The organism is Thermacetogenium phaeum DSM 12270 (assembly GCF_000305935.1).
Taxonomy (GTDB): domain Bacteria; phylum Bacillota; class DSM-12270; order Thermacetogeniales; family Thermacetogeniaceae; genus Thermacetogenium; species Thermacetogenium phaeum.
In genome coordinates this window covers 1,282,964-1,303,900 of record NC_018870.1, presented here as the reverse complement: position 1 = coordinate 1,303,900, position 20,937 = coordinate 1,282,964, and the positions used below count along the sequence as shown (strand labels likewise).

Annotated in this window: 19 protein-coding genes; all 19 read right to left on the bottom strand. The window is 51.4% G+C overall.

Annotation, left to right across the window (positions count from 1 at the left end):
• Positions 1–22 precede the first annotated feature (22 nt).
• Entirely contained in the window at positions 23–2,038 is a 2,016-nt protein-coding gene (gene nrdD, locus TPH_RS06415; RefSeq protein WP_015050379.1) for an anaerobic ribonucleoside-triphosphate reductase, read from the bottom strand.
• A gap of 20 nt (positions 2,039–2,058) precedes the next feature.
• Positions 2,059–2,520 (bottom strand): transcriptional regulator NrdR, encoded by a 462-nt coding sequence (nrdR, locus tag TPH_RS06410; RefSeq protein WP_015050378.1) that lies wholly within the window; start codon positions 2,518–2,520, stop codon positions 2,059–2,061.
• Between the two features lie 248 nt (positions 2,521–2,768).
• A complete protein-coding gene (locus tag TPH_RS06405; RefSeq protein WP_015050377.1) occupies positions 2,769–3,026 on the bottom strand; it encodes a YlmC/YmxH family sporulation protein in 258 nt (85 codons plus the stop codon).
• A 57-nt stretch (positions 3,027–3,083) separates the two neighbouring features.
• Entirely contained in the window at positions 3,084–3,740 is a 657-nt protein-coding gene (gene spoIIR / locus TPH_RS06400) for a stage II sporulation protein R (RefSeq protein ID WP_015050376.1), read from the bottom strand.
• A 14-nt stretch (positions 3,741–3,754) separates the two neighbouring features.
• Positions 3,755–4,525, bottom strand: a complete 771-nt coding sequence (gene sigG, locus TPH_RS06395; protein WP_015050375.1) for an RNA polymerase sporulation sigma factor SigG — start codon at positions 4,523–4,525, stop codon at positions 3,755–3,757.
• A gap of 223 nt (positions 4,526–4,748) precedes the next feature.
• Positions 4,749–5,474, bottom strand: coding sequence for an RNA polymerase sporulation sigma factor SigE (gene sigE, locus TPH_RS06390; RefSeq protein WP_015050374.1), 726 nt, complete (start codon positions 5,472–5,474; stop codon positions 4,749–4,751).
• Between the two features lie 23 nt (positions 5,475–5,497).
• Positions 5,498–6,409, bottom strand: a complete 912-nt coding sequence (gene spoIIGA, locus TPH_RS06385; protein WP_015050373.1) for a sigma-E processing peptidase SpoIIGA — start codon at positions 6,407–6,409, stop codon at positions 5,498–5,500.
• A 201-nt stretch (positions 6,410–6,610) separates the two neighbouring features.
• Positions 6,611–7,654 (bottom strand): cell division protein FtsZ, encoded by a 1,044-nt coding sequence (ftsZ, locus tag TPH_RS06380; protein WP_028991008.1) that lies wholly within the window; start codon positions 7,652–7,654, stop codon positions 6,611–6,613.
• A gap of 20 nt (positions 7,655–7,674) precedes the next feature.
• Positions 7,675–8,913 carry a cell division protein FtsA gene (gene ftsA, locus TPH_RS06375; RefSeq protein ID WP_408033292.1) on the bottom strand — a complete coding sequence of 413 codons (1,239 nt, stop codon included), beginning with the start codon at positions 8,911–8,913 and terminating at the stop codon, positions 7,675–7,677.
• Positions 8,914–8,971: 58 nt separating this feature from the next.
• Positions 8,972–9,757: a cell division protein FtsQ/DivIB gene (locus TPH_RS06370; RefSeq protein ID WP_015050370.1), complete on the bottom strand. Its 786-nt coding sequence runs from the start codon at positions 9,755–9,757 to the stop codon at positions 8,972–8,974.
• A 39-nt stretch (positions 9,758–9,796) separates the two neighbouring features.
• Positions 9,797–11,053 (bottom strand): UDP-N-acetylglucosamine 1-carboxyvinyltransferase, encoded by a 1,257-nt coding sequence (gene murA / locus TPH_RS06365; protein WP_028991010.1) that lies wholly within the window; start codon positions 11,051–11,053, stop codon positions 9,797–9,799.
• Positions 11,054–11,060: 7 nt separating this feature from the next.
• Positions 11,061–11,975, bottom strand: coding sequence for a UDP-N-acetylmuramate dehydrogenase (gene murB, locus TPH_RS06360; protein ID WP_015050368.1), 915 nt, complete (start codon positions 11,973–11,975; stop codon positions 11,061–11,063).
• 16 nt (positions 11,976–11,991) lie between these two features.
• Positions 11,992–13,368: a UDP-N-acetylmuramate--L-alanine ligase gene (gene murC / locus TPH_RS06355; protein WP_015050367.1), complete on the bottom strand. Its 1,377-nt coding sequence runs from the start codon at positions 13,366–13,368 to the stop codon at positions 11,992–11,994.
• Positions 13,369–13,451: 83 nt separating this feature from the next.
• The gene (gene murG / locus TPH_RS06350; RefSeq protein ID WP_015050366.1) at positions 13,452–14,579 is read right to left on the bottom strand and encodes an undecaprenyldiphospho-muramoylpentapeptide beta-N-acetylglucosaminyltransferase; all 1,128 of its coding nucleotides are present in this window, start codon (positions 14,577–14,579) and stop codon (positions 13,452–13,454) included.
• Positions 14,580–14,592: 13 nt separating this feature from the next.
• Positions 14,593–15,690: a stage V sporulation protein E gene (gene spoVE, locus TPH_RS06345; protein WP_015050365.1), complete on the bottom strand. Its 1,098-nt coding sequence runs from the start codon at positions 15,688–15,690 to the stop codon at positions 14,593–14,595.
• A 12-nt stretch (positions 15,691–15,702) separates the two neighbouring features.
• Positions 15,703–17,079 (bottom strand): UDP-N-acetylmuramoyl-L-alanine--D-glutamate ligase, encoded by a 1,377-nt coding sequence (murD, locus tag TPH_RS06340; protein ID WP_037999045.1) that lies wholly within the window; start codon positions 17,077–17,079, stop codon positions 15,703–15,705.
• A 3-nt stretch (positions 17,080–17,082) separates the two neighbouring features.
• Positions 17,083–18,051, bottom strand: coding sequence for a phospho-N-acetylmuramoyl-pentapeptide-transferase (mraY, locus tag TPH_RS06335; protein WP_015050363.1), 969 nt, complete (start codon positions 18,049–18,051; stop codon positions 17,083–17,085).
• Complete coding sequence (locus TPH_RS06330; protein ID WP_015050362.1) at positions 18,048–19,436, bottom strand: UDP-N-acetylmuramoyl-tripeptide--D-alanyl-D-alanine ligase; 1,389 nt, start codon at positions 19,434–19,436, stop codon at positions 18,048–18,050. The genes mraY and TPH_RS06330 overlap by 4 nt, the downstream gene beginning before the upstream one ends.
• A gap of 3 nt (positions 19,437–19,439) precedes the next feature.
• Complete coding sequence (locus tag TPH_RS06325) at positions 19,440–20,927, bottom strand: UDP-N-acetylmuramoyl-L-alanyl-D-glutamate--2,6-diaminopimelate ligase (RefSeq protein WP_015050361.1); 1,488 nt, start codon at positions 20,925–20,927, stop codon at positions 19,440–19,442.
• Positions 20,928–20,937: the final 10 nt, after the last annotated feature.

Genomic DNA, 20,937 nt, shown 5'->3' with positions numbered 1-20,937 from the left:
ACCCAAGATCACCAGAACTTGTTTATTGAAAATGTGTTATCCGGTCGCGCAACTCCGCCAGCTTGCCGTCATTGAAGCGATCAACAGTACTCAAGTAACCGGTGATCCGGCGCACGCGGCGAATCTCAGAAGAACCGCAGCGCGGGCAAACAGACTCGTTGATAACACCGAGCAAATTACATCCACAGCAAAAATCCACCGGGTAGTTGATCCCTGCGTAACCCATGTCACAATCCGCCATGTGCCTGATGATAGCCTCCACCGCCTGCTGGTTATGCTGCGGAGGGGAGGCCAGCTCCACATAGCTGATGTGGCCGGCATCGAAGTACTTGTGATACTCCCCCTCTATCCTGATCTTATCGAAAATGCTGATGGGATAGTTGACGGGGATGTGGAACGAATTCGTATAGTACTCCTTATCAGTAACACCGGGGATGATCCCGAATTCTTTCCTGTCCAACGCTATAAACCTCCCGCATAACCCCTCCGCAGGTGTGGCCAGGAAGGTATAATTTAAGTCAAAACGCTCACAGGCTTCGTTCACCTTTTCACGGATGTGCTTCACGATTTCCAGCCCTACCGCCTGGGACTCCTCGCTCTGGCCGTGATGGTAGCCTGTAAGGGACACCAGGGTCTCCGCCAGACCGATTATTCCCACGGAAAGCGTTCCATTGACGATGGCCGGCTCTATAGAGTCCTCAGGTTTTAAATCTTCAGATCCCATGTAGAGCCTCTGCCCCATGACAAAGGGAATGTCCTTAACCCGCAATCTGCACTGCACTTTAAAGCGATGGTAGAGCTGTCTGATGGCGAGTTCCACCATCTCGTCCAACAGAGAATAAAAGAGCTTCATATTGCGCTCAGCTTTGATTGCCAGCCTCGGCAGGTTTATCGTTGTGAAGGAGAGGTTTCCTCTCCTGGCAGTCTCCTCCGGCCCCCGGCGGTTGGCCATCACCCTGGTGCGACAGCCCATATAAGCCACCTGGTCTCCGTACTTTCTGTTGAAGGAAGAGTCCATAAAACTGAACGTCGGATTCAGCCTTTTGCTGGCCACGCGCACAGCCAGCTGAAAGAGATCGTAGTTGGGATCTCCATTCTCAAAGTTAACGCCCTTCTTCAACCGAAAGATCACATTGGGAAAAATGGGATTTTCTCCATGCCCCAAACCAGCCTCGTAAGCCAGCAAAAGGTTACGGGTTACCTTGCGCCCTGCCTCTGAAGTATCCGTACCCAGATTTAAGGATGAAAACGGCACCTGCGAGCCTGCTCTGCTGTGCATCGAATTCAGGTTATACACGAGGGCTTCCATTGCCTGATAAACCTCATCGTCATCAGCACCTTCAACAAAAGGTGCCATCTGCCGATCGAAGAAAGGGAAGGACTGTCCCCCGTACATGTCGTTCTGGGAGCTTTGCAGAATAATTGCTGCCAGAGCCGTTGCCGAGGAAGGACGCTTTGGCGGCCTGATATAGCCATGTCCGTTATCAAACCCATTCTTCAACAGAACATCGAGAGGAATCTGCAGACAATTAAGGGTTGTTGCGTAGAAGTCCAAATCGTGAATATGGATATCCCCCCGCCTGTGGGCTAGGGAAAAGTCTTCATCAAGCAGCCTGTTCAGGTAGTAGTTCTTGCTGGCGGCACTGGCGATCTGCAGCATCTTAGCCGAAGGAGAATTGCCCACATTGGCGTTGTCTCGATCGGTTTCCTTAATGATCTCTTCAACCACATCCATCAGTTCTGTCTTAGCCTCGCGAATGCGCGTGCGCTTATCCCTGTAAAGTATATAAGCCTTGGCGGTGCGGGCATGTCCCCTCTCGATCAGCACCTTTTCCACAACGTCCTGGACGTCTTCTACGCTAAAGACCTGACCGTTGTATTTTTCTTTCAGCATCCGCAGGACATCCAGGGTAAGGGAAACCGCGGTCTCCCTGTCCTCCCCTCCAACGGCACGTGCTGCTTTAAAGATGGCATCGGTGATTTTGGTGTCATCGAATGGTACTTCTCTTCCATCCCTTTTTCTGATCTTAGTAAACAAGGTGAATCTCCTCTCTCTTATTAATTACCCTCCTTGACCCCTAACTCTTCCAGGCAGTCAAGGATTTCTCCCACATCTTTGAATTCCCGGTAAACAGAAGCAAACCTTACATAGGCCACCTTGTCCAGCTGTAACAGCCGATCCATAACCATCTGTCCGATGACCTTGCTGGAGACTTCTGTTTCGGGTTGTTCTCTAAGCTCCCGTTCAATTTCATCGACCATATCGGATAGGGTTTCCAAGGCCGTAGGCCTTTTTTCACAGGCTTTCATGATACCGGTCAGGATCTTATCCCGGCTGAACAGCTCTCTCCTTCCGTCCTTTTTGATCACCCAAAGCGGTATCTCTTCAAGGCGCTCATAGGTCGTAAATCTCCTTCCGCAGGAAAAACATTCCCTTCTCCTCCTGATGGTAGAACCATTGTCCAATGAACGGGAATCCACAACTCGCGATTCTCCCGTCTTACAAAACGGACAGCGCATTGCCACCCTCTCTTTCACACAAATCCAACCAAACAATTCCATATATAGAGTCAATTAAATTATATCACACAACATATAGTGGAGATATCCTGCTAAAGTTCCGATTTTGGGGGTCTCAATTGTCTTTTGGACAAGAGCTTAAAAATATACCTTTCGGAAATAGCATTGCAGCATTTTTCTATCACTGACCCCACAAAACAAAAAACAGGTGTTATCAACACCTAGATTGCGCTCGCTCCATATCCACTCTATTTAGCGGCCGGCTGCCCCCCAGATGAAAGCTCTATCAGAATTACATCCACCCCGATTCTAACGATTTTCTCCCACGGTACTACGATCTCCTCGCTCTTACTCAAGAAGCTAAATAATTTCGTTGCACCGGGCAAAATAAAGGCTTTGATACGGCCTGTCTCCACGTCAATATCGATATCCTTGATCATTCCCAATCTCTTGCCATCGGTAATATTAATCACATCGTGCAGTCGCAGTTCTGATATTTTAATCACCGCTGCCACCTCCCTCAAATAATATATGAAAGGAGGTTGCAGTTTGTGCTTAACATTTCACTCTCCAAATTTCATGATCCTTGCCAGATACCCATCGTCACGCTGGAGATATTCGAAAAAGCGAAACTTCAAGCCCGGTTTATTAGTGTTGTCCTTTCGTTCCCCATCCCCTTGCCTCGTATCCTGGGTCAAAGTCTCAACAGCCGTTTCTTCAAATTCCGATGTCTCTCCGGAAATGTCCACAAAGCACAGGGGAGGGAAAAGCACACACCACCAGTTAGAGCCTTCTCCCTCACCCAACACCAACCTTACTGCTTCATATTCCCCTTCCGGCAGCGTGAGATTTCCGTAGGACTTTGCAGGAAAGGGAAAACGTCCCCATTCAACCCGCACCGGGTAGGAGCAGCCCTCTGCTGTAACCACTTCTCGAGCTATATCAGACAGAGAAGAAAGGCTCCTTCTTACAACATCGCGCGCTTCACTGTAGCTGTTCACCCGACACAACTGATCTCGCAAGGCCTCAACAATCCGATCGCGAACCAGATGTTTTATTTCCTGATCCTTTCGCTCATCGCTGTTGGCAATAACATGCAGCCTGATCAGGTTGTTGGCCGTAAATGCCTTTGTCACCTGAACCCAATCGAGGTACTTAAACAGTGCACCCATTCCCAAAAATCCTAGTAAGAGCAAAATCCCGATCTCGCGCCTCATCATAACAACCTCTCCTGTCAGATGTATTTCCGCATGTGATTCAGGGCCGCTTTCTCCAGCCGGGAAACCTGGGCCTGCGAAATACCGATCTCTTCGGCCACCTCCATCTGCGTCTTCCCTTCAAAAAAGCGCATGGTGAGAATCATCTTCTCCCTGTTGTTTAACTTGCGGAGCGCCTCTCTGATAGAAATCTTCTCCAACCAGTTGCTGTCCTGGTTCTTTTCATCCCCGATCTGGTCCATCACGTAAATGGGGTCTCCCCCGTCGTGATAAATAGGTTCAAAAAGACTGACCGGTTCCTGGATGGCATCCATCGCAAAAATAACCTCTTCGCGAGGCAGGTTGAGTTCATCTGCGATTTCGTTGAGAGACGGCTCCCGGGAATGCTTGTTGAGCAGCACCTCCCTAACCTGGATTGCCTTATAGGCAATATCCCTTAACGAACGGCTCACCCGAATCGGGTTGTTATCCCGAAGATAGCGGCGAATTTCCCCGATGATCATAGGCACGGCGTAGGTAGAAAACTTTACATTCTGGCTTAAGTCAAAGTTATCGATGGCTTTGATAAGACCAACACACCCCACTTGAAAGAGGTCATCTACATATTCGCCGCGATTGGTAAAACGCTGGATAACGCTGAGAACCAGGCGCAAATTTCCCTTAATAAGCTTTTCCCGGGCGGTTTTATCACCGGCTTTCACCTGGCGAAACAATTCCTCCATCTGCTGGCTGCTCAGTACTGGAAGCTTGGCCGTATTCACACCGCAGATCTCTACTTTGTTAACCATTCCGCCCGCATCCTCCCCAAGGATCGTTTGGTCGTTTTTCATTATTACCGGGGAAGTATCAAATTATACCGTGCTTACACCAAGACAGACAGGGGATAAGAACGGCAAAATAAAATCCGGGAAGACCAACCGTCATTCCCAGATCTAACGAAAAACTTCATTTCAGGAGATGCCTTCAGAAGCCCCCTAGTCATCTGACATTGAGGCCTCTTCCCGTTTCTTTTCATTCGTAATTACAAATCTCCTTACGCAAACGCCTGATGATGCGCTTTTCCAGCCTGGAAATATACGACTGAGAAATTCCCAACAGATCGGCAACCTCCTTTTGTGTCTTTTCCCTGGCTCCTCGCAACCCGAAGCGGAGTTCCATGATCTTGCGCTCCCGCGGCGACAGCTTGCTCACGGCAGTGTGCAGGAGGTTGCGGTCGACCTCCTCCTCTAGATGACGGTAAATCACGTCATTATCCGTCCCCAACACGTCCGAGAGCAGCAGCTCATTACCGTCCCAATCGATATTGAGAGGTTCGTCGAAGGAAACCTCGGCCTTCGTTCTGTTGTTGCGCCTCAGGTGCATCAGAATCTCATTCTCTATACAGCGCGATGCATAAGTGGCCAGTTTAATCTTGCGCTGCGGATTAAAGGTATTGACGGCCTTAATCAAACCAATTGTTCCGATAGAAACGAGATCTTCAATACCTATCCCGGTGTTTTCAAACTTCCGCGCAATGTAAACAACCAACCTGAGGTTCCTCTCAATGAGGGCATTTCTCACATTAATATCACCAGTTTCCAGCTTGTTTATCAGCGTCATCTCCTCAGCACTGGTCAAAGGAGGCGGTAGTGCTTCATGATTCCCCAAGTAATAAATGTGGGCAGAACACCTTATTCTCTTTAAAATTCCGATCAAACGAAGCCGGAGAACCCAACACCAGTTGACAACAGCCCTCATCAAACCCCCTCCTTACGGATTAATTAATTAGCCGCCGCCTGTAACAGGTCAGGATGCAACAGCGCCCTGTAGGTGCCCCGAGGGGACAATCGCATATTGTAAATGCCGATAATAACGTCCCTTTTACGTATCTTTCTGTCCCCAACATAGACCGTTACTTCGTCAGGTCGAAAGCCGATCAACAAGCCGTGACGCTTACCAATAGTCGTAAATGGTATTAGGCGAAAAGGAGGAACAGTTCCCTCTTCGGGAACCACATCCGCCAACTTGGACAGATTGAATTCCCCTCCACCACTGACAAGTTCCTTAAGTTGAGGCGGCAACAGAGGGCTTAAAACACCATATTCAACGATGATAACGGGCATCCCCGTAACAGGATCGACGAGCTGATTTCCCGTATCCACCAAACCGTAAATCTTTAACTGCCGGCCCTGAACGGTTATCTCAAGAGGCACCTTTAACAAATCCTGTAATAACGACTTTTTTAAATAAGGCATTCCGTACTTGCCCAATAACCCCGCAGTTATTACTGCCACGATCAACCACAAATAGTCCATGGTAAAACTGCCCAGTGCCTTAGAAATATTGCTGCCGGTTATGAAATAGGCGAATCCAAATACCGCTCCTCCCATAGTAAAAGCTACGAGATAAAAAAAGAGCAGAGCCTGCCCGAACTTCTTCCAGGAGACAGGCGCAAAAACTGACAGCAGCATCACCAGGGAGACAAGAAATTTCAGTTCAAAGGTGGACAGCCGCTCAAGACTGGGAAGGAGAACGAGCACACTGTACAGAGCTCCCATGCATGCTCCACCAGCCAGGCGCCAGGGTGAAACACGGATCTGCGCCAGCCGCGCCGTTGCCCAGAGAACAATAAAATCTAGCAGAAAATTAACAAGAAAAAGCATGTCAACATAGACGGTGGTGTCCCCGGGCATCGTTTCCACCTCAAGTGTAATATGGCCATTGAAGATGTTTTTCGTTTACTAAATATATGCCTAACATTCCCCATCCATGCCAGGTTAATTATAATAGATCCATCAGTTACAATATGTCAAAATATGGCAGAATGCACTTAATAAAAATGCCGAAAGTTACGACTTCCGGCCGGTTATAGATGATAATTATAATACTGTATTTTATCTCTTGCGCAGGAAAGCCGGGATATCCAGATCATCAGAGGTGAACGAACGCAAATCGACAACCGTACTCTCCTTTTCGGCATTCGGTTTGGAATCAAAACCGGTTGCTATAACGGTAACCCTCACCTCATCCTCGAGGTTTTCGTCAATAACCGCCCCAAAGATAATATTGGCTTCGGGATCCGCTGCCTGAGAAATAATCTCAGCCGCTTCATTCACCTCAAAAAGTCCCAGATCTGGGCCACCCGTAATATTGAGAAGAACTCCTCTTGCCCCTTCAATAGATGTCTCCAACAGGGGGCTGGAAATTGCAATACGTGCAGCTTCTACTGCTCTGTTTTCACCGCGTGCACTCCCGATCCCCATCAAAGCGGAGCCCGTCTCCGCCATAATCGTCTTAACGTCGGCAAAATCCAGGTTGATCAGCCCTGGTACGGCAATCAGATCGGAAATGCCCTGTACGCCCTGCCGCAAAACATCATCGGCTATGCGAAAGGCCTCATTAATAGAGGTAGTCTTATCAACTACCTGGAGAAGCCGGTCATTGGGAATTGTAATCAAAGTGTCGACCTTCGTTCTCAACTCCTGGATGCCGCGCTCTGCCTGAACAGCCCTCTTTTTTCCCTCGAAGACAAAAGGACGGGTAACCACACCTACCGTCAAAGCGCCGACTTCCCGGGCAACTTCGGCGACGACGGGAGCACCACCGGTTCCCGTACCTCCGCCCATACCAGCAGTGACAAAAACCATATCGGCTCCTCGCAAGGCCTGCACTAACTCTTCACGGCTTTCCTCGGCAGCTTTTTTCCCGATCTCGGGATCGGCACCTGCCCCCAGACCTTTGGTAAGCTTGGCGCCAATTTGAATCTTGTGTTCTGCCAGAGAAAGGTTTAATGCCTGGGCATCGGTGTTTACAGTAATGAAATGCACACCCTTTAAGTCGGACTGGATCATTCTGTTGACGGCGTTGCTCCCACCGCCACCAACACCAATCACCTTGATATCGGCAAACTGATTTGTATCAACTTCCAATTCCAACATCTCCCTGTCGATCCCTCACTTTAAAAAAGATCTTGAATCCATTTTCTAACCTTTCCAACCACACCCTTTAAAGATAACCCCTCATCATGATCACTTACATCTTGGGAACGCTTTGCTCCGTATAACAGCAATCCTACCCCCGTCGCATAGACCGGGCTGTGGATCACATCGGCAAGGCCGCCCACCCCTTCCGGGTAGCCGATTCTCACTGGCTTTTGCAAAATTTTCGCCGCCAGTTCGGCTATACCTTCTGTTAAAGCTGTTCCTCCGGTCAGAACAACTCCCCCCGGAAGCACCCCCTGATAACCGGAGCTATCCAATTTATTCTTGATAAGGCCGAGGATTTCCTGCACGCGTGGCTCAATAATACTGGCGATCATTTTCCTGGAAACCCTGAAGGTGTCCCTTCCGCCCACACTAGGAACCTCTACCATCTCACTGTCTGAAGTGTTTTCAGGTAGGGTTCCTCCGAACTCCTTCTTAATGATTTCCGCTTGAGTCAAAGGAGTTCTCAAGCCGACGGCTAGATCGCTGGTGATATAATCACCACCTACAGGCAGAACAGAAGTATACCACAGAGTTCCCTGTTCGAATATGGCGATATCGGTCGTGCCACCCCCGATATCGACAACCACCACGCCCAGCTCCTTTTCGGCCGGAAAGAGGACCGCTTCTCCCGATGCATAAGCGTTCAAAACCAGCTCTTGAGGATGGAAACCCGCCTTCTCACAGCACTTTAACAAATTTACCACCGCAGCATTGGTGATTGTGACAATATGGGTTTCCACTTCCAGCCTTGAGCCCATCATTCCGACCGGATCCAGGATGCTGTCATTTCCATCCACAATATACTGTCGGGGTATAACATGAATGATTCTCCGATCATGAGGAAGGGCTATCACCCGTGCAGCTTGAAGTACCCTCTCCACATCCTCAGGCACAATCTCCTGCTCAGGATTGGCAACGGCTACAACCCCTCTATTGTTGAGAGATGAAATACTCGTCCCGGTAATACTTACATAGCCGCCATCGATAGGTCGTCCACTCATCTGTTCCGCCTTTTCGATGGCTGCTTCAATCGCCCGGACCGTGTTTTCGATATCAACCACATTACCCTTCCTGATACCTGCTGAATACACGGAACCAAAACCTACAACCTGAATTTGTCCATCCAAGCCCATTTCGCCGACAATAACAGCTACTTTGGAACTTCCTACATCAAGCCCGACCAGTGTATTTCCCCGGGCCAACCGCTGCACCCCCACCCGGTTACTTTCATAGTAAAAATTCAACACAGTTCAATGTTTTCCTTTTTATTTAAGGGACGGAAAAGATTTTTTCACCATCCTTAAATTCCGAATCATGGTATTTAACTGCCGGGGCTTCGACCGCCCTGATATCAATATAATCAATTTTCGCCTCCCCCATCGTTTTGATAAAAGATACGCTTAACCTCAGTTTATCCGGCAACCTCTCCGCCGTTCCCAGCAAAATAGGAACCCCACCTCGGCTGTACGCTATTAGGTTGTCTTCAGAATTCATATTTATCTCCGAAAGATAATACTGTACCTCACCATCGAGAGCAGCCAAAACCGCTTTTAGCAGTTGTTTTCTGCTGACACGCTGCCCCGGAGTAAGTGAATCCGGTACCAAGCCGGTGATCACAGGGAGGCCGAGCGTTCCCGACAACCTCTCCAGGCAGTAACCCTTTTTATCGATAACCCAAAAGCCCCCATTAACGCAGAGAAGGGCATGGGGTTCCCGCTCTTTGATATCAATGATCACCGTGTTAGGAAAACTCTTTCGCACTTCTACCTGCTCAATCAGCGGAAGAGAACGCAGGCGCTCTTCCGCCTGCTGAATATCGAGACGAAAGTAATTCATACCGAGGCTCAATCCGCTTACACGAACAACCTCATCCCTGTTTTGTTTTGCCAGTCCCCTGACATCGATCCTCTTCAGAGCAAAGAACTGAGACTGGCTGAAATAATAAAGAGAGAGCACACAGAGGGATAAAACCGATACATTCTTAACCAGGCGAAAGAACTTCCGCCGGGCAAATCTTTTCCCCGCTTTTCTTCTGGGCTCTACCCCATCGACCACAACCTGTCCACCCCTAACGAAAAAATAAAGAAATAAATACTAATCCGAAGTTCGGCAAATCTTTGCTCCCAACATCTGAAGCCTTGTTTCCAGATTTTCATACCCCCGGTCGATATGGTGCACTCCCTCAATAATGGTGGTGTTTTCGGCCGCCAGCCCTCCGAGAACCAGAGCCGCACCGGCCCGGAGATCCGTCGCCTGGACAACTGCCCCGGTCAACCGCGACACACCCCTGATCACCGCGCTTCTTCCCTCTACCTGGATCTGAGCGCCCATGCGCCGGAATTCCCCAACATGCTGAAAGCGGTTCTCAAAAATATTTTCGGTAATAATGCTTGTTCCTTGAGCCAGGCTGAGGAAGATCATCATTTGGGGCTGCATATCAGTAGGAAACCCAGGAAAAGGAAGGGTTCTGATGTCAAGGGCATTCCAACCGGGCTGCCCGGAAACAATAATGCGGTCCTCCTCCTCTCTAATCTTAATGCCTGCCTCCCGCAGTTTCGCGGTAACAGCCTCCACATGCTCGGGAATGGTGTTTTTAATGAGCACCTCCCCCTGAGTCAGAGCAGCAGCCACCATGAAGGTGCCAGTCTCGATCCGGTCGGGAATTACCCGATAAGAAATCTCCTTTCCGAGCCTCCGGGCTCCGTCAATGCGGATCGTGTCCAGACCTGCCCCTCTGATTCTCGCCCCTAACTTATTGAGGAAGTTTTGAAGGTCGATAATCTCCGGTTCCCGTGCCGCATTTCTGATGATAGTGGTCCCCTCAGCAAGGGATGCAGCCATCATGATGTTTTCGGTCGCCCCAACGCTGGGAAAATCCAGGTGGATTTCAGTTCCCCGGAGCTTAAACGCTTCCGCCTCGATAAAGCCGTGGTCTTCGGCGATCCTCGCACCTAGGGCAATAAAACCCTTCAGGTGCAGATCGATGGGTCGGGAACCAATGGTGCACCCCCCGGGGTAAGAGGCCTTCACTCTCCCAAAGCGGCTCAGGAGGGGCCCCATCACCAAGTTGGAAGCCCGCATCTTGCGCATCAAATCGGGATGCACTCCCACAGAAGTGATGGACGAGGGGTCTACTTCCATCACACTCCCTGTCCATTTGATCTTAGCTCCAAGGGACTCTAGGACCTCTTTCATCGTTCTGACATCATTTAAACAGGGTACTCCCTCGAGAACAACGCGGTTTTTACTTAGCAGACAGGCTGCAAGAAGCGGTAAAATGGCGTTTTTCGCTCCGCTCACCGTTATCGACCCCTTGAGAGGGACGCCCCCGGTAACAACCAGCCTCTCCATCCCCAATTCACCCTTCCTCCCCGACAATCATTACTTCAGGAACCAGAAAAATCCCCCACTCCTGAAAGACGCGCTGTTGAATTAATTCTATTAAGGCTCGAATATCCCGCCCTGTGGCATTGCCGCGGTTGATAATGAAATTGGCGTGTTTCATGGATACCTGGGCATCCCCTAGGCAGTACCCTTTGAGCCCCACAGCTTCAATTAGCCTTCCGGCATGATGACCGGGGGGATTGCGAAAAACGCTGCCCGCCGTAGGGAGTTCCAGGGGTTGGGTCATCCTCCTAGAGGTAATATTACTTTCCATCCTGGCGTTAATCTCCTCTTTAGGAGCTGGTACCAACTGCAGTTTTGCCTTGAGCACAACCAACTCCCGACCTTGCAGGTTGGATGAGCGGTAACCGAAGGACAGTTCTTCACGACGCCATTTAATCTCGGTCCCGTCAATCCGGATGGCCTCTATCTCCCGGACAAGAGATCCGATGTCCTCACCGAAAGCGCCGGCATTCATAACTACAGCGCCTCCCAGCGTAGCAGGTATCCCTACGGCAAATTCCATCCCGCTTAAACCTGCCTTGCCCGCCTGCCTGGCCAGAGCCGGCAGCAGTGCTCCCGCTTCTGCTATCAGATAATCCCCTTTAATCCAGAGAGAATTGAGACCATTGCCGATCTTTAATGCCAAACCGCGGATACCGCCGTCGAGTACCAAAAGATTCGAACCGTTGCCGATGACGGTTACAGGCAGGCAGTGATTCCGAGCAAAGCCTAAGGCTTCCCGGACATCACTCTTATTGCGTGGGATGACGAGCAGATCTGCAGGCCCCCCGACGCGCCATGTAGTATAATTCTTCAGCGGGGCCTGCGCCAGAACTCGGCCTTCAATCCTCGACTCCAGTTTTTGTGCCAGTTCTTGCCAGTTCATAATGACACCCAAGGCACTATTTTTCTGCGGACCGCCGCGTCAAGTTGAGGGCCAGATTTCTTCCCACCGTCCAGACATTGCCTGCACCAACCGTCAGGATCAGGTCTCCGGACCGCAGCTCCCGCAAAAGGTACTTCACCACACCGTCGAGATCCTTGATGAAGATGACATCCTGACCGTTCTTCCTTAGTTCCTTCACGATCAGGTCTGCGGAAACCCCATTTAAAGGGGGTTCTCCGGCGGAATAGATATCCGTGATAATGACCAGGTCGCTACCGCGGAAGGACCTCCCAAAACCCTCTTTGAGGAGCTTCGTTCTGGTGTACCGGTGCGGCTGGAAAACGACGATCATTCTGCCCCGCTTGATCCCCAGACCTGTCTTTACCAGTTCCCTGATCTCCGAAGGATGATGGGCATAGTCATCAACGATCCAGACCCCGTCATACTGAGCAACCAGCTGGAAACGACGTTCTACTCCCCGAAAACAAGACAATGCCCTTGCAATACTTGAAAAATCAAGCCCTAAGCGCATCCCCACGGCGATTGCCGCCAGAGCGTTTTGCACGTTATGGAGGCCTGGTACAGAGAGGCTCAGTTTTCCCAGCAAACGACCATCCTGAAAAACTTCCGACTCTGAGGCGAACCCTTTGCAAACAACATTCTTCGCTTGAAAATTTGGACTTCCGTTCAAGCCGTAGGTAACAGCCTCCACTGAAGATGTATCCAACTTTTGCACATTTTCATTGTCGGTGCAAAGAACGGCAAACCCGGTCCTTTGGAGGCGGGCCAGGAAATCCTGAAAAGCCTGCAAAATTCCGTCAAGACTTTTGTAATAATCCAGGTGATCATCGTCTATATTTGTAATAACAGCGGCATACGGTTCCTGTTTGAGGAAAGATCCGTCGCTCTCATCGGATTCGGCAACGAGGTATTCCCCTCTCCCTGAACCGGCGTTGCCTCCCAGTTCACTAACCTGGCCGCCGATCAGGTAGGTTGGATCCAAACCATTCTTCTTCAGGACGAGGGCAATCATAGCGCTCGTCGTTGTCTTGCCATGGGCTCCTGTAACCGCAATGCTTTTATAATCATCCATTACCCGAGCAAGTAAGCCGCCGCGGGTTATTACCGGTATACCTTTTTGCCTGGCTGTGCTGAGCTCAATGTTAGAGGGATGAACGGCAGAGGAAACAACAACTTCATCAATACCCTCAACTATGTTTTCTGCTGCGTGTCCAATGGCTACATGAGCGCCCAGCTGCCGCAGTTTATCTATTATGGGTGAAGCGGCCAGATCAGAGCCGCTAACCTTCATTCCTCTGTCAAGCAGAACCCGGGCGAGGCCGCTCATGCCCACACCGCCGATACCGATAAAGTGATACCATCGAACATCCACCTTGAACCTTCTCCTCTCTGCACAAAAGCCTCCCCAGCGTGTACGTGTTACAACAACAGTGTATGTAATACTTTTTGGGAAGGTTACTTGCTTGTTATCTTCTGTATTATGGTGCGTACGATAACTTCTCCCGCCTCCGGCCGCCCAAGCCTGTGGGACTGTTCCGCCATTTTCTGGCGCAACTGACGGTCGCCGACAATCCTGCCGATCTCTCGAAGCAACCTCTCGGCTGTGAGGTCCTCTTCCCGAATTAAAACAGCGGCACCCGCTTCTTCCAAATAACGGGCATTATGATATTGATGGTCTCCTGTCGCATAGGGGTACGGCACCAAGACCGCCGGCAGGCCGCGCGCCGTTAATTCGGCAAGGGTCGCCGCTCCAGCCCGACTGATCACCAGATCTGCAGCAGCCAGAGCGTATTCCATTTTATCCAGGTAAGGTCTAATAACTAGTTTGCCTATTTTTGAACCATATATTCCCTTCGCTGACAGCTTACGGCAGTATGCTTGATACTCATCCATGCCGGTGAGATGAATCACCTGCAGACCGGGAAGGAATGCTTCTCCGGCACAAATCTTCAGATATATTTCCTGCATCACAATGTTAATGCTCCGCGCTCCTCGACTGCCTCCGGTCACCAGCAAGGTAAAGCAATCGTCGTCAAACCCGAAATAGCGCAACCCGTCCCGACGCTCCGTCCTGAGGATCTCTTTGCGAACAGGCAGTCCTGAATGGATTGAATTCGCTTTTCGCGGAAAGGTTTCCTTCCGCAATGGGAAGGTGGTAAATGTTACCTTCGCCCAGCGTGCCAGCAGTCGGTTGGCCATACCGGGAATTGCGTTCTGTTCATGAAGGAACAGGGGAACCCCCCTTCTGACCGCCGCCAGCCCAACAGGTACAGAAACATAGCCCCCTGTAGCAAAAACGGCATCAGGGCGGAACTCTTTGATGATTTTTATTCCCTGCAGGTAGCCCTTACCCAATCCCCAAAAAACGCCAGGCATCTTGAGGGAAAGCCGACGCGGCCACTTGACAGCGCCTATCCGCCTAAAGGAATAGCCTGCAGCGGGCACCACAGTGCTTTCCAACCCCTCACCTGTGCCTACAAAGAGAATCTCACCAGAAGGAACATATTCTTTCAGCAAGCCGGCAACGGCCAGGGCAGGGTAAAGATGTCCTCCTGTTCCCCCTCCGGTAATGAGCACACGCATCTTCTGAAAACCCCTATTCTTCCACAAAGTGCGAAATATTTAAGAGGATTCCAATTCCTAAAAGATTCAAGGTCAGGGAGGAACCTCCGTAACTGATGAAGGGAAGGGTAATACCGGTCACCGGGAGGCAACCGGTAACCACTCCGATATTGAGAACGGCCTGGATGACAACCATAATGGTAATCCCGGCTGCGAGCAGCGAACCGAAAAGATCTGGCGCCTTCATGGCTATTTTCATACCCCTCCACATAAACGCAAAGAAGAGAAGGAGCACGAAAGTCGTCCCGATGAATCCCAGCTCTTCGGCCAAAACGGCGAAGATAAAATCGGTGTGCTGCTCGGGCAGGTAGAAGAACTTCTGCCTTCCTTCACCGAGACCGAGCCCGAAGATTCCACCCGAACCGACTGCGTAGAGAGCCTGGATCGTTTGAAAACCATCTCCCAGGGGATCCGCCCAGGGATCCAGAAAGGCCAGAAAGCGCGACATTCTATAGGGTTCCAGACGAATAGCCAGGGCCACCAGACCCAAACCGAGCAGCGCTAATCCCGCCAGATGACTTCCTCGCGCCCCTGCTGCCGCTAAAATCAGGTAAGTTGTGCAGGCAATGGCGACTGCGGTTCCCAAGTCCGGCTGTAGGAGAATCAACCCGCAGACCACCCCTGCCGCCAGGAGGGAGGGGAGCAAGCCCTTTGCAAAGTGTTTAATCTGGTTCTGCTTTGCGGCCAGGTTTTTGGCCAAAAAAACAACCAGGGCGAGCTTGGCAAGCTCCGACGGCTGAAAGGTAAGAAATCCTAGACCTATCCAGCGAGTAGCGCCTTTAATTGTAATTCCCACACCCGGAACCAAAACCAAAATCAACAGAACCAGAGCACTGCCAAAAAAGAGGTTCGCCCACTTTTTAAAGTGATGGTAATCGATCTTCATAACCACGGTCATCCCGGTGATTCCCAGCAGTGCCCAGACAAGCTGGTGTTTGAGAAAGTGAGCGCCATCGGCATAGGTTGCCTGGGCAAACACATAACTGGAGCTAAAGACCATGATTATTCCCACCGTCAACAGCAAGAGGACGATGATAAAGAGGAAGAAATCAGGGGCACTGCGCCCTTTCATTCGGCCTCCCCCCTATAATTGGTTGACCAGCTTTTTGAAACACTCCCCCCGCTCCTCGTAATCCCGAAACATATCCCAGCTGGCGCAGGCGGGAGAAAGCAATACCACATCACCCGGCTCGGCGAGACGAGAAGCGATCTGCACTCCCTCCGCTAAGGAAGCGGCATCATAGATATTCTTAAAACCGGTGCCGGAAACGGCCTGGCGTATAATACCGGCGGCCTCACCAATGAGAATCAGGGCCTTCGCCTTTTCTTTGACTTTCCGGGCCAGTTCCTCAAAATCGCTCCCCTTATGTCTGCCCCCGGCGATGAGGATCACCGGATTTGTAAAGGAGTCAAGAGCCCGGGAAACGGACTCCGGGTTGGTCCCTTTGGAATCATTTACATACTTTACCCCTTTCAGCACCCGCACCTCCTCCAGGCGATGCGGAACACCGGGGAAAGTGGCCAGAGCACCGGCTACGCTCTCTCTATCCACACCTGCCAGGAGTGCTGCTGCTGCCGCCGCCAGAGCATTCTCCAGGTTATGAGGCCCAGGCATCTTGACGGTATCCGCAGCACACAGCCTCTCCCTTTTCCCTTTTAGGTGATAGCAGATCTCACCACCCTGCACTCCAATCCCCTCCGCAGGCAGCCTTCGGCGGGAAAAACCGTAGACCCGACTGGTAACTGCCGGCATATTTGACGCCAGCCAGGAGTCATCCAGGTTAACCACAGCCCAGTCATCCGCCCCTTGATTGGCAAAAATACGGGACTTGATTTTGCCGTAGCTCTCCAGATCCCCATGCCTGTCGATATGGTCGGGGGTAAGGTTGAGAAAAACGGCAATATGAGGGCGAAATCTGTCAATACGCTCCAGCTGAAAGGAACTGACCTCAACAACCCAGTAGTGGACTTTACGCCCCCCGTGCAAAACCCGATCCACCTCCCGGATCAGCGGTATCCCGATATTTCCTGCTACTGCTGCCGGTATCCCTGCCTTTTCGAAAATATACCCCAGCAGCGCCGTGGTAGTGGTTTTTCCATTGGTACCGGTAATGGCGATGATCGGTTCTCCGATCAAACGGCTCGCCAGCTCCAGTTCGCTCCAGATAGGAATCCCGTACCTCTCTGCCTCCCGAACCGGCGGAATGGTTTGGGGAACACCGGGGCTGACGATGATCAGATCCCAATCCTCAGGTTTTATCTTCGGGTAGCCGCCGGTAATAAAAGTGGCCGGGATTTCCTTCAATTTCTGGAATTCAGTACCCAATTCACTTTCCTTTTTCTGATCGGCACCGGTAACCTGGGCGCCTTGTTCCCACAGAAAGCGGACCGCCGCCTGTCCGCTGCGGGCTAAACCAATTACGAGCACCTTTTTCCCTCTCAAGTCAGACAATGCCCACATCTCCTATCCCATTCCCCTCAGCGACAGAATCCCCAATACCGCCAGACAGCAGCCGATCAACCAGAAAAAATAGACAACACGGACTTCCGGCCATCCGGACAATTCAAAATGATGGTGCAGGGGGCTCATCCGGAAGACGCGCTTCCCGCTCATCTGGAAAGATATCACTTGAATCACCACAGATATCACCTCTAGAACAAAAACTCCTCCCAAGATGACCAGGGTCAGTTCCGAAACAGTTAAAACCGCAATCCCCGCCAGTGCACCCCCCAGAGCGAGAGAACCGGTGTCACCCATAAATACCCTTGCTGGATAATGATTAAACTTAAGAAAACCAAGGCAGCTCCCGGACACAGCAGCGGCAAAGACCGCAGCAGCCTCATGCCCCGTCAGCAGGGAAATAAAAACATAAGCAATCCCGACGATTGCGGTCAGCCCGCCGGCGAGACCGTCGAGTCCATCCGTCAGGTTAACGGCATTCGCCGTAGCTATCAGAACCAGCACCACAAATAAATAATAAAACAAGCCCACCTGAATCTTCAATTCTGTAAAGGGAATGGCAATTAAGGTGCCCCGCTGGAGAATATAGGCACTCCAAGCCAGAAATGCCCCGACGATAAGCAAGCCTAGCATCTTCGCCCGCGCCCGCAGACCTAGAGGGCGCCTGAAGACTATTTTGAGGTAATCATCCGCAAACCCCAGCAGGCCGCAGCCCAGCATGACGGCAAACAGGAACAGGTTTTCTGGAGAGGCGCCGTTCACAAGAAAGCTGGCCAAAGCGGTTCCTGCCAGAATCATGATCCCACCCATCGTTGCCGTCCCCCGCTTCTTGAGGTGGGCACGCGGGCCGTCATCTCTGATTTCCTGCCCGAACTTCAACCTGTACAGCAGGGGAATAACCAGCGGGCCCAGCAGGAGGACGGTTGCTAAACCTATTCCCCCTGCCAGGATCGACATTTTAACTGCGCTCAACGGACATCACTCCTCTTTGTGAGGAACTCCGCGATCTCCTCCATCCTCATCCCCCGGGAACCCTTGATGAGCACAACATCCCCTTCCGACAGAAAGGACTGCAAAAATGCTGCTGCTTCATCCTTTCTCCGAAAAACATGGATGCGCTCCGGCGGCAATCCCGCTTGGGCTGCTCCCGCGGCGGTTTCCTGTGCCAGTTCACCGACAGTGCACAGGCAATCAACATGAAGAAGAGCCGCCTTTTCTCCCACCTCCCGGTGGCCGGATAAGCTTTCGGTCCCCAGTTCATACATATCACCCAAAACGGCTATCTTTCTTCTGCCGCGGGCTGCTGCCAACAGTTCCAGGGCGGCCTTGACGGAGGCAGGGCTGGCGTTATAGGAGTCATCGATAACCCTGACACCATTCATTCCGTCCTTGATCTCCAGGCGCATCCCCGTCCGGGAGGGGGAGCCCAGGCCGGAGGCTATTTCCTCAGGGGTTAACCCAAAATAATGCCCGACCGCTGCAGCAGCCAAGGCGTTGTAGACATTATGCCGCCCCGGAATGGGCAGAAAACATGGGACCTCCCCGCTAGGGGTCCGCAGCAGAAATTTGACCCCATCCAGCTCCTGTAAGGTGATGTCGGATACCCTGACGGCGCAGTTTTCTTCCATTCCATAAAAGATCACCTCTCCGCGCACCCTGGAAGCCAGGCGCAACTGCCAGGGATCCTCTGCATTTAAGACGGCACAGCCGTCCGGCGGCAGCGCCTCCAAGAGCTCTCCCTTGGCCTCCGCAATGGCCTCCTGGGAACCTAGAAGCTCCAGGTGCGTTTTCCCTATGTTGGTGATCACCCCTACCTGCGGCTGTCCGATCTCGCAAAGGGCCGCAATTTCACCCCTCCCGCGCATCGCCATTTCCAGTACCGCTACCTGGTGGCTGCGTTCCATCCTGAGCAAAGTCAACGGAAGGCCGATCTCGTTGTTGTAATTCCCCTCATTTTTTAAAACGCGCCACCTCTTTCCGAGAACGCCAGCGATGATGTCCTTCGTTGTGGTCTTCCCCGTGCTTCCCGTAATCCCAACAACAGGAATATTGAAGAGACGGCGGTAATAACGCGCCAGCCCCTGGAGCGCCTCCAGCGGATCGCTTACCAGAATCAGTGGCTTTTCTTTTGCATCCTTGACCGGACGAGTAACAACTGCTGCTGCCGCTCCAGCTTTCAGAGCCTGACCGACAAAATCATGGCCGTCATTGCGTGCCCCAGGAAAAGCAAAAAAGAGATCCCCCCGCCGCACCTTCCTGCTGTCAATGCTGACACCTGTTATTTTTTCCTCTCTTCCTCCATGAACTAGCCTTCCTTGTACGGCTTTAACAATCTCTTCTAATGTTAACGGCTCCATAACTCAGCTTACGATCTCCTTTTGCAGTATCTCCTTAGCAACCTGATAATCATCGAAGGGGATCACCTGATCCCCAATTATTTGATAATTTTCATGCCCCTTTCCGGCTATAACAACGATATCCCCTTCTCTGGCGTAGTGGAGGGCATGCCGGATCCCCTCATAGCGCTCCAGGATGACCGTGTAAGAAGCGTTGTTAACCTCTTTGATCCCTTTCTCGATCATCCGGATGATGCTTTCAGCATCCTCGGTTCGGGGGTTATCGGAGGTGAGCACAGAATAGTCGCTCAACTCCCCGGAAATCCTTCCCATCAAGGGGCGCTTGCCGGCATCCCGGTCCCCTCCGCACCCGAAGACGGTTATTAATCGACCGGGTGCGATCCGGCGGGCGGTTCTTAGAACATTTTCAAGGCCGTCAGGGGTATGCGCATAATCCACAATCACAGTAAAATTCTGCCCCTCATCAACCCGCTGAAAGCGCCCGGGAACACCCTTTATCTCCCGCAGAACATCCTGCAGGAGAGGAACGGGCACACCCTCTCTCAGCCCCACACAGATGGCGGCAAGGCTGTTAAAAACATTGAACTCTCCGGGGAGAGAAACCTTAAAGGGAATGTCACCCTCTCTGCAGGAAACAATAAAATCGCTTCCCTCCCCTGTGAGCCGCACATCCCTGGCTCTGACATCCGCTTCTTCCCGGATTCCATACGTGATAACCGGCACCTTAGTATTCTGCACTATCGCCCTTCCGGCTGGGTCATCGCAATTAACAACAGCATAAGAAGGGCGTTTTTTCGTCCTCTTCTCTCCCAGCCCCTGAAAAAGACGCATTTTTGCAGCCAGGTAATCTTTAAGATTTCCGTGAAAATCGAGATGGTCCTGTGTTAAATTTGTAAAAACCCCGATGTCGAATTCACACTCTGCCACCCGATCGAGATAGAGGGCATGGGAGGAAACCTCCATGGTAACAGCACTGATACCGGAGTTAACCATCTCCCGGAGAATCCGCTGCAGGTCTAAAGATTCCGGAGTCGTCCGCTCCACCGGTTGCTTATCATCACCCATCTTAATCCAAATCGTTCCAATCAGTCCGGTGTGCTCCCCCCGGGCACGTAATACCGCTTCTATCAAATGAGAGGTCGTAGTTTTGCCATTGGTACCGGTAACCCCGATCACGGTGAGTGACCGGCTCGGTTGACCGTAGTAGTTCGCCCCTATCACTGCCAGTGCCCGGCGAGAACTTCTGACCCTGGCATAAGGTACACCCGGAGGCAGAGGAACGTCCTTTTCGATGACGAAACCGGCCGCTCCCCGGGCAATGGCATCCTGGATGTAGAGATGGCCATCGGTGCGATAACCTACTATACAAACAAAGATATACCCCGGCCGCACCTGGCGGGAATCATAATGGACTCCTGCTACGGGAACATGCAATCCCCTGGCCGCTACAATATCGACTCCGTGCAGCAAATAATGGAATGGTATTGCCATTTGACACCAT

What these genes read in the sequence shown, in the direction of transcription:
- nrdR (WP_015050378.1), bottom strand. Translation starts at nt 2,520, where the DNA reads ATGCGCTGTCCGTTTTGTAAGACGGGAGAATCGCGAGTTGTGGATTCC.
- spoIIR (WP_015050376.1), bottom strand. Translation starts at nt 3,740, where the DNA reads ATGATGAGGCGCGAGATCGGGATTTTGCTCTTACTAGGATTTTTGGGA.
- sigG (WP_015050375.1), bottom strand. Translation starts at nt 4,525, where the DNA reads ATGGTTAACAAAGTAGAGATCTGCGGTGTGAATACGGCCAAGCTTCCA.
- sigE (WP_015050374.1), bottom strand. Translation starts at nt 5,474, where the DNA reads ATGAGGGCTGTTGTCAACTGGTGTTGGGTTCTCCGGCTTCGTTTGATC.
- spoIIGA (WP_015050373.1), bottom strand. Translation starts at nt 6,409, where the DNA reads ATGCCCGGGGACACCACCGTCTATGTTGACATGCTTTTTCTTGTTAAT.
- ftsZ (WP_028991008.1), bottom strand. Translation starts at nt 7,654, where the DNA reads ATGTTGGAATTGGAAGTTGATACAAATCAGTTTGCCGATATCAAGGTG.
- murA (WP_028991010.1), bottom strand. Translation starts at nt 11,053, where the DNA reads ATGGAGAGGCTGGTTGTTACCGGGGGCGTCCCTCTCAAGGGGTCGATA.
- murB (WP_015050368.1), bottom strand. Translation starts at nt 11,975, where the DNA reads ATGAACTGGCAAGAACTGGCACAAAAACTGGAGTCGAGGATTGAAGGC.
- murG (WP_015050366.1), bottom strand. Translation starts at nt 14,579, where the DNA reads ATGCGTGTGCTCATTACCGGAGGGGGAACAGGAGGACATCTTTACCCT.
- spoVE (WP_015050365.1), bottom strand. Translation starts at nt 15,690, where the DNA reads ATGAAAGGGCGCAGTGCCCCTGATTTCTTCCTCTTTATCATCGTCCTC.
- murD (WP_037999045.1), bottom strand. Translation starts at nt 17,079, where the DNA reads ATGTGGGCATTGTCTGACTTGAGAGGGAAAAAGGTGCTCGTAATTGGT.
- TPH_RS06330 (WP_015050362.1), bottom strand. Translation starts at nt 19,436, where the DNA reads ATGGAGCCGTTAACATTAGAAGAGATTGTTAAAGCCGTACAAGGAAGG.
- TPH_RS06325 (WP_015050361.1), bottom strand. Translation starts at nt 20,927, where the DNA reads ATGGCAATACCATTCCATTATTTGCTGCACGGAGTCGATATTGTAGCG.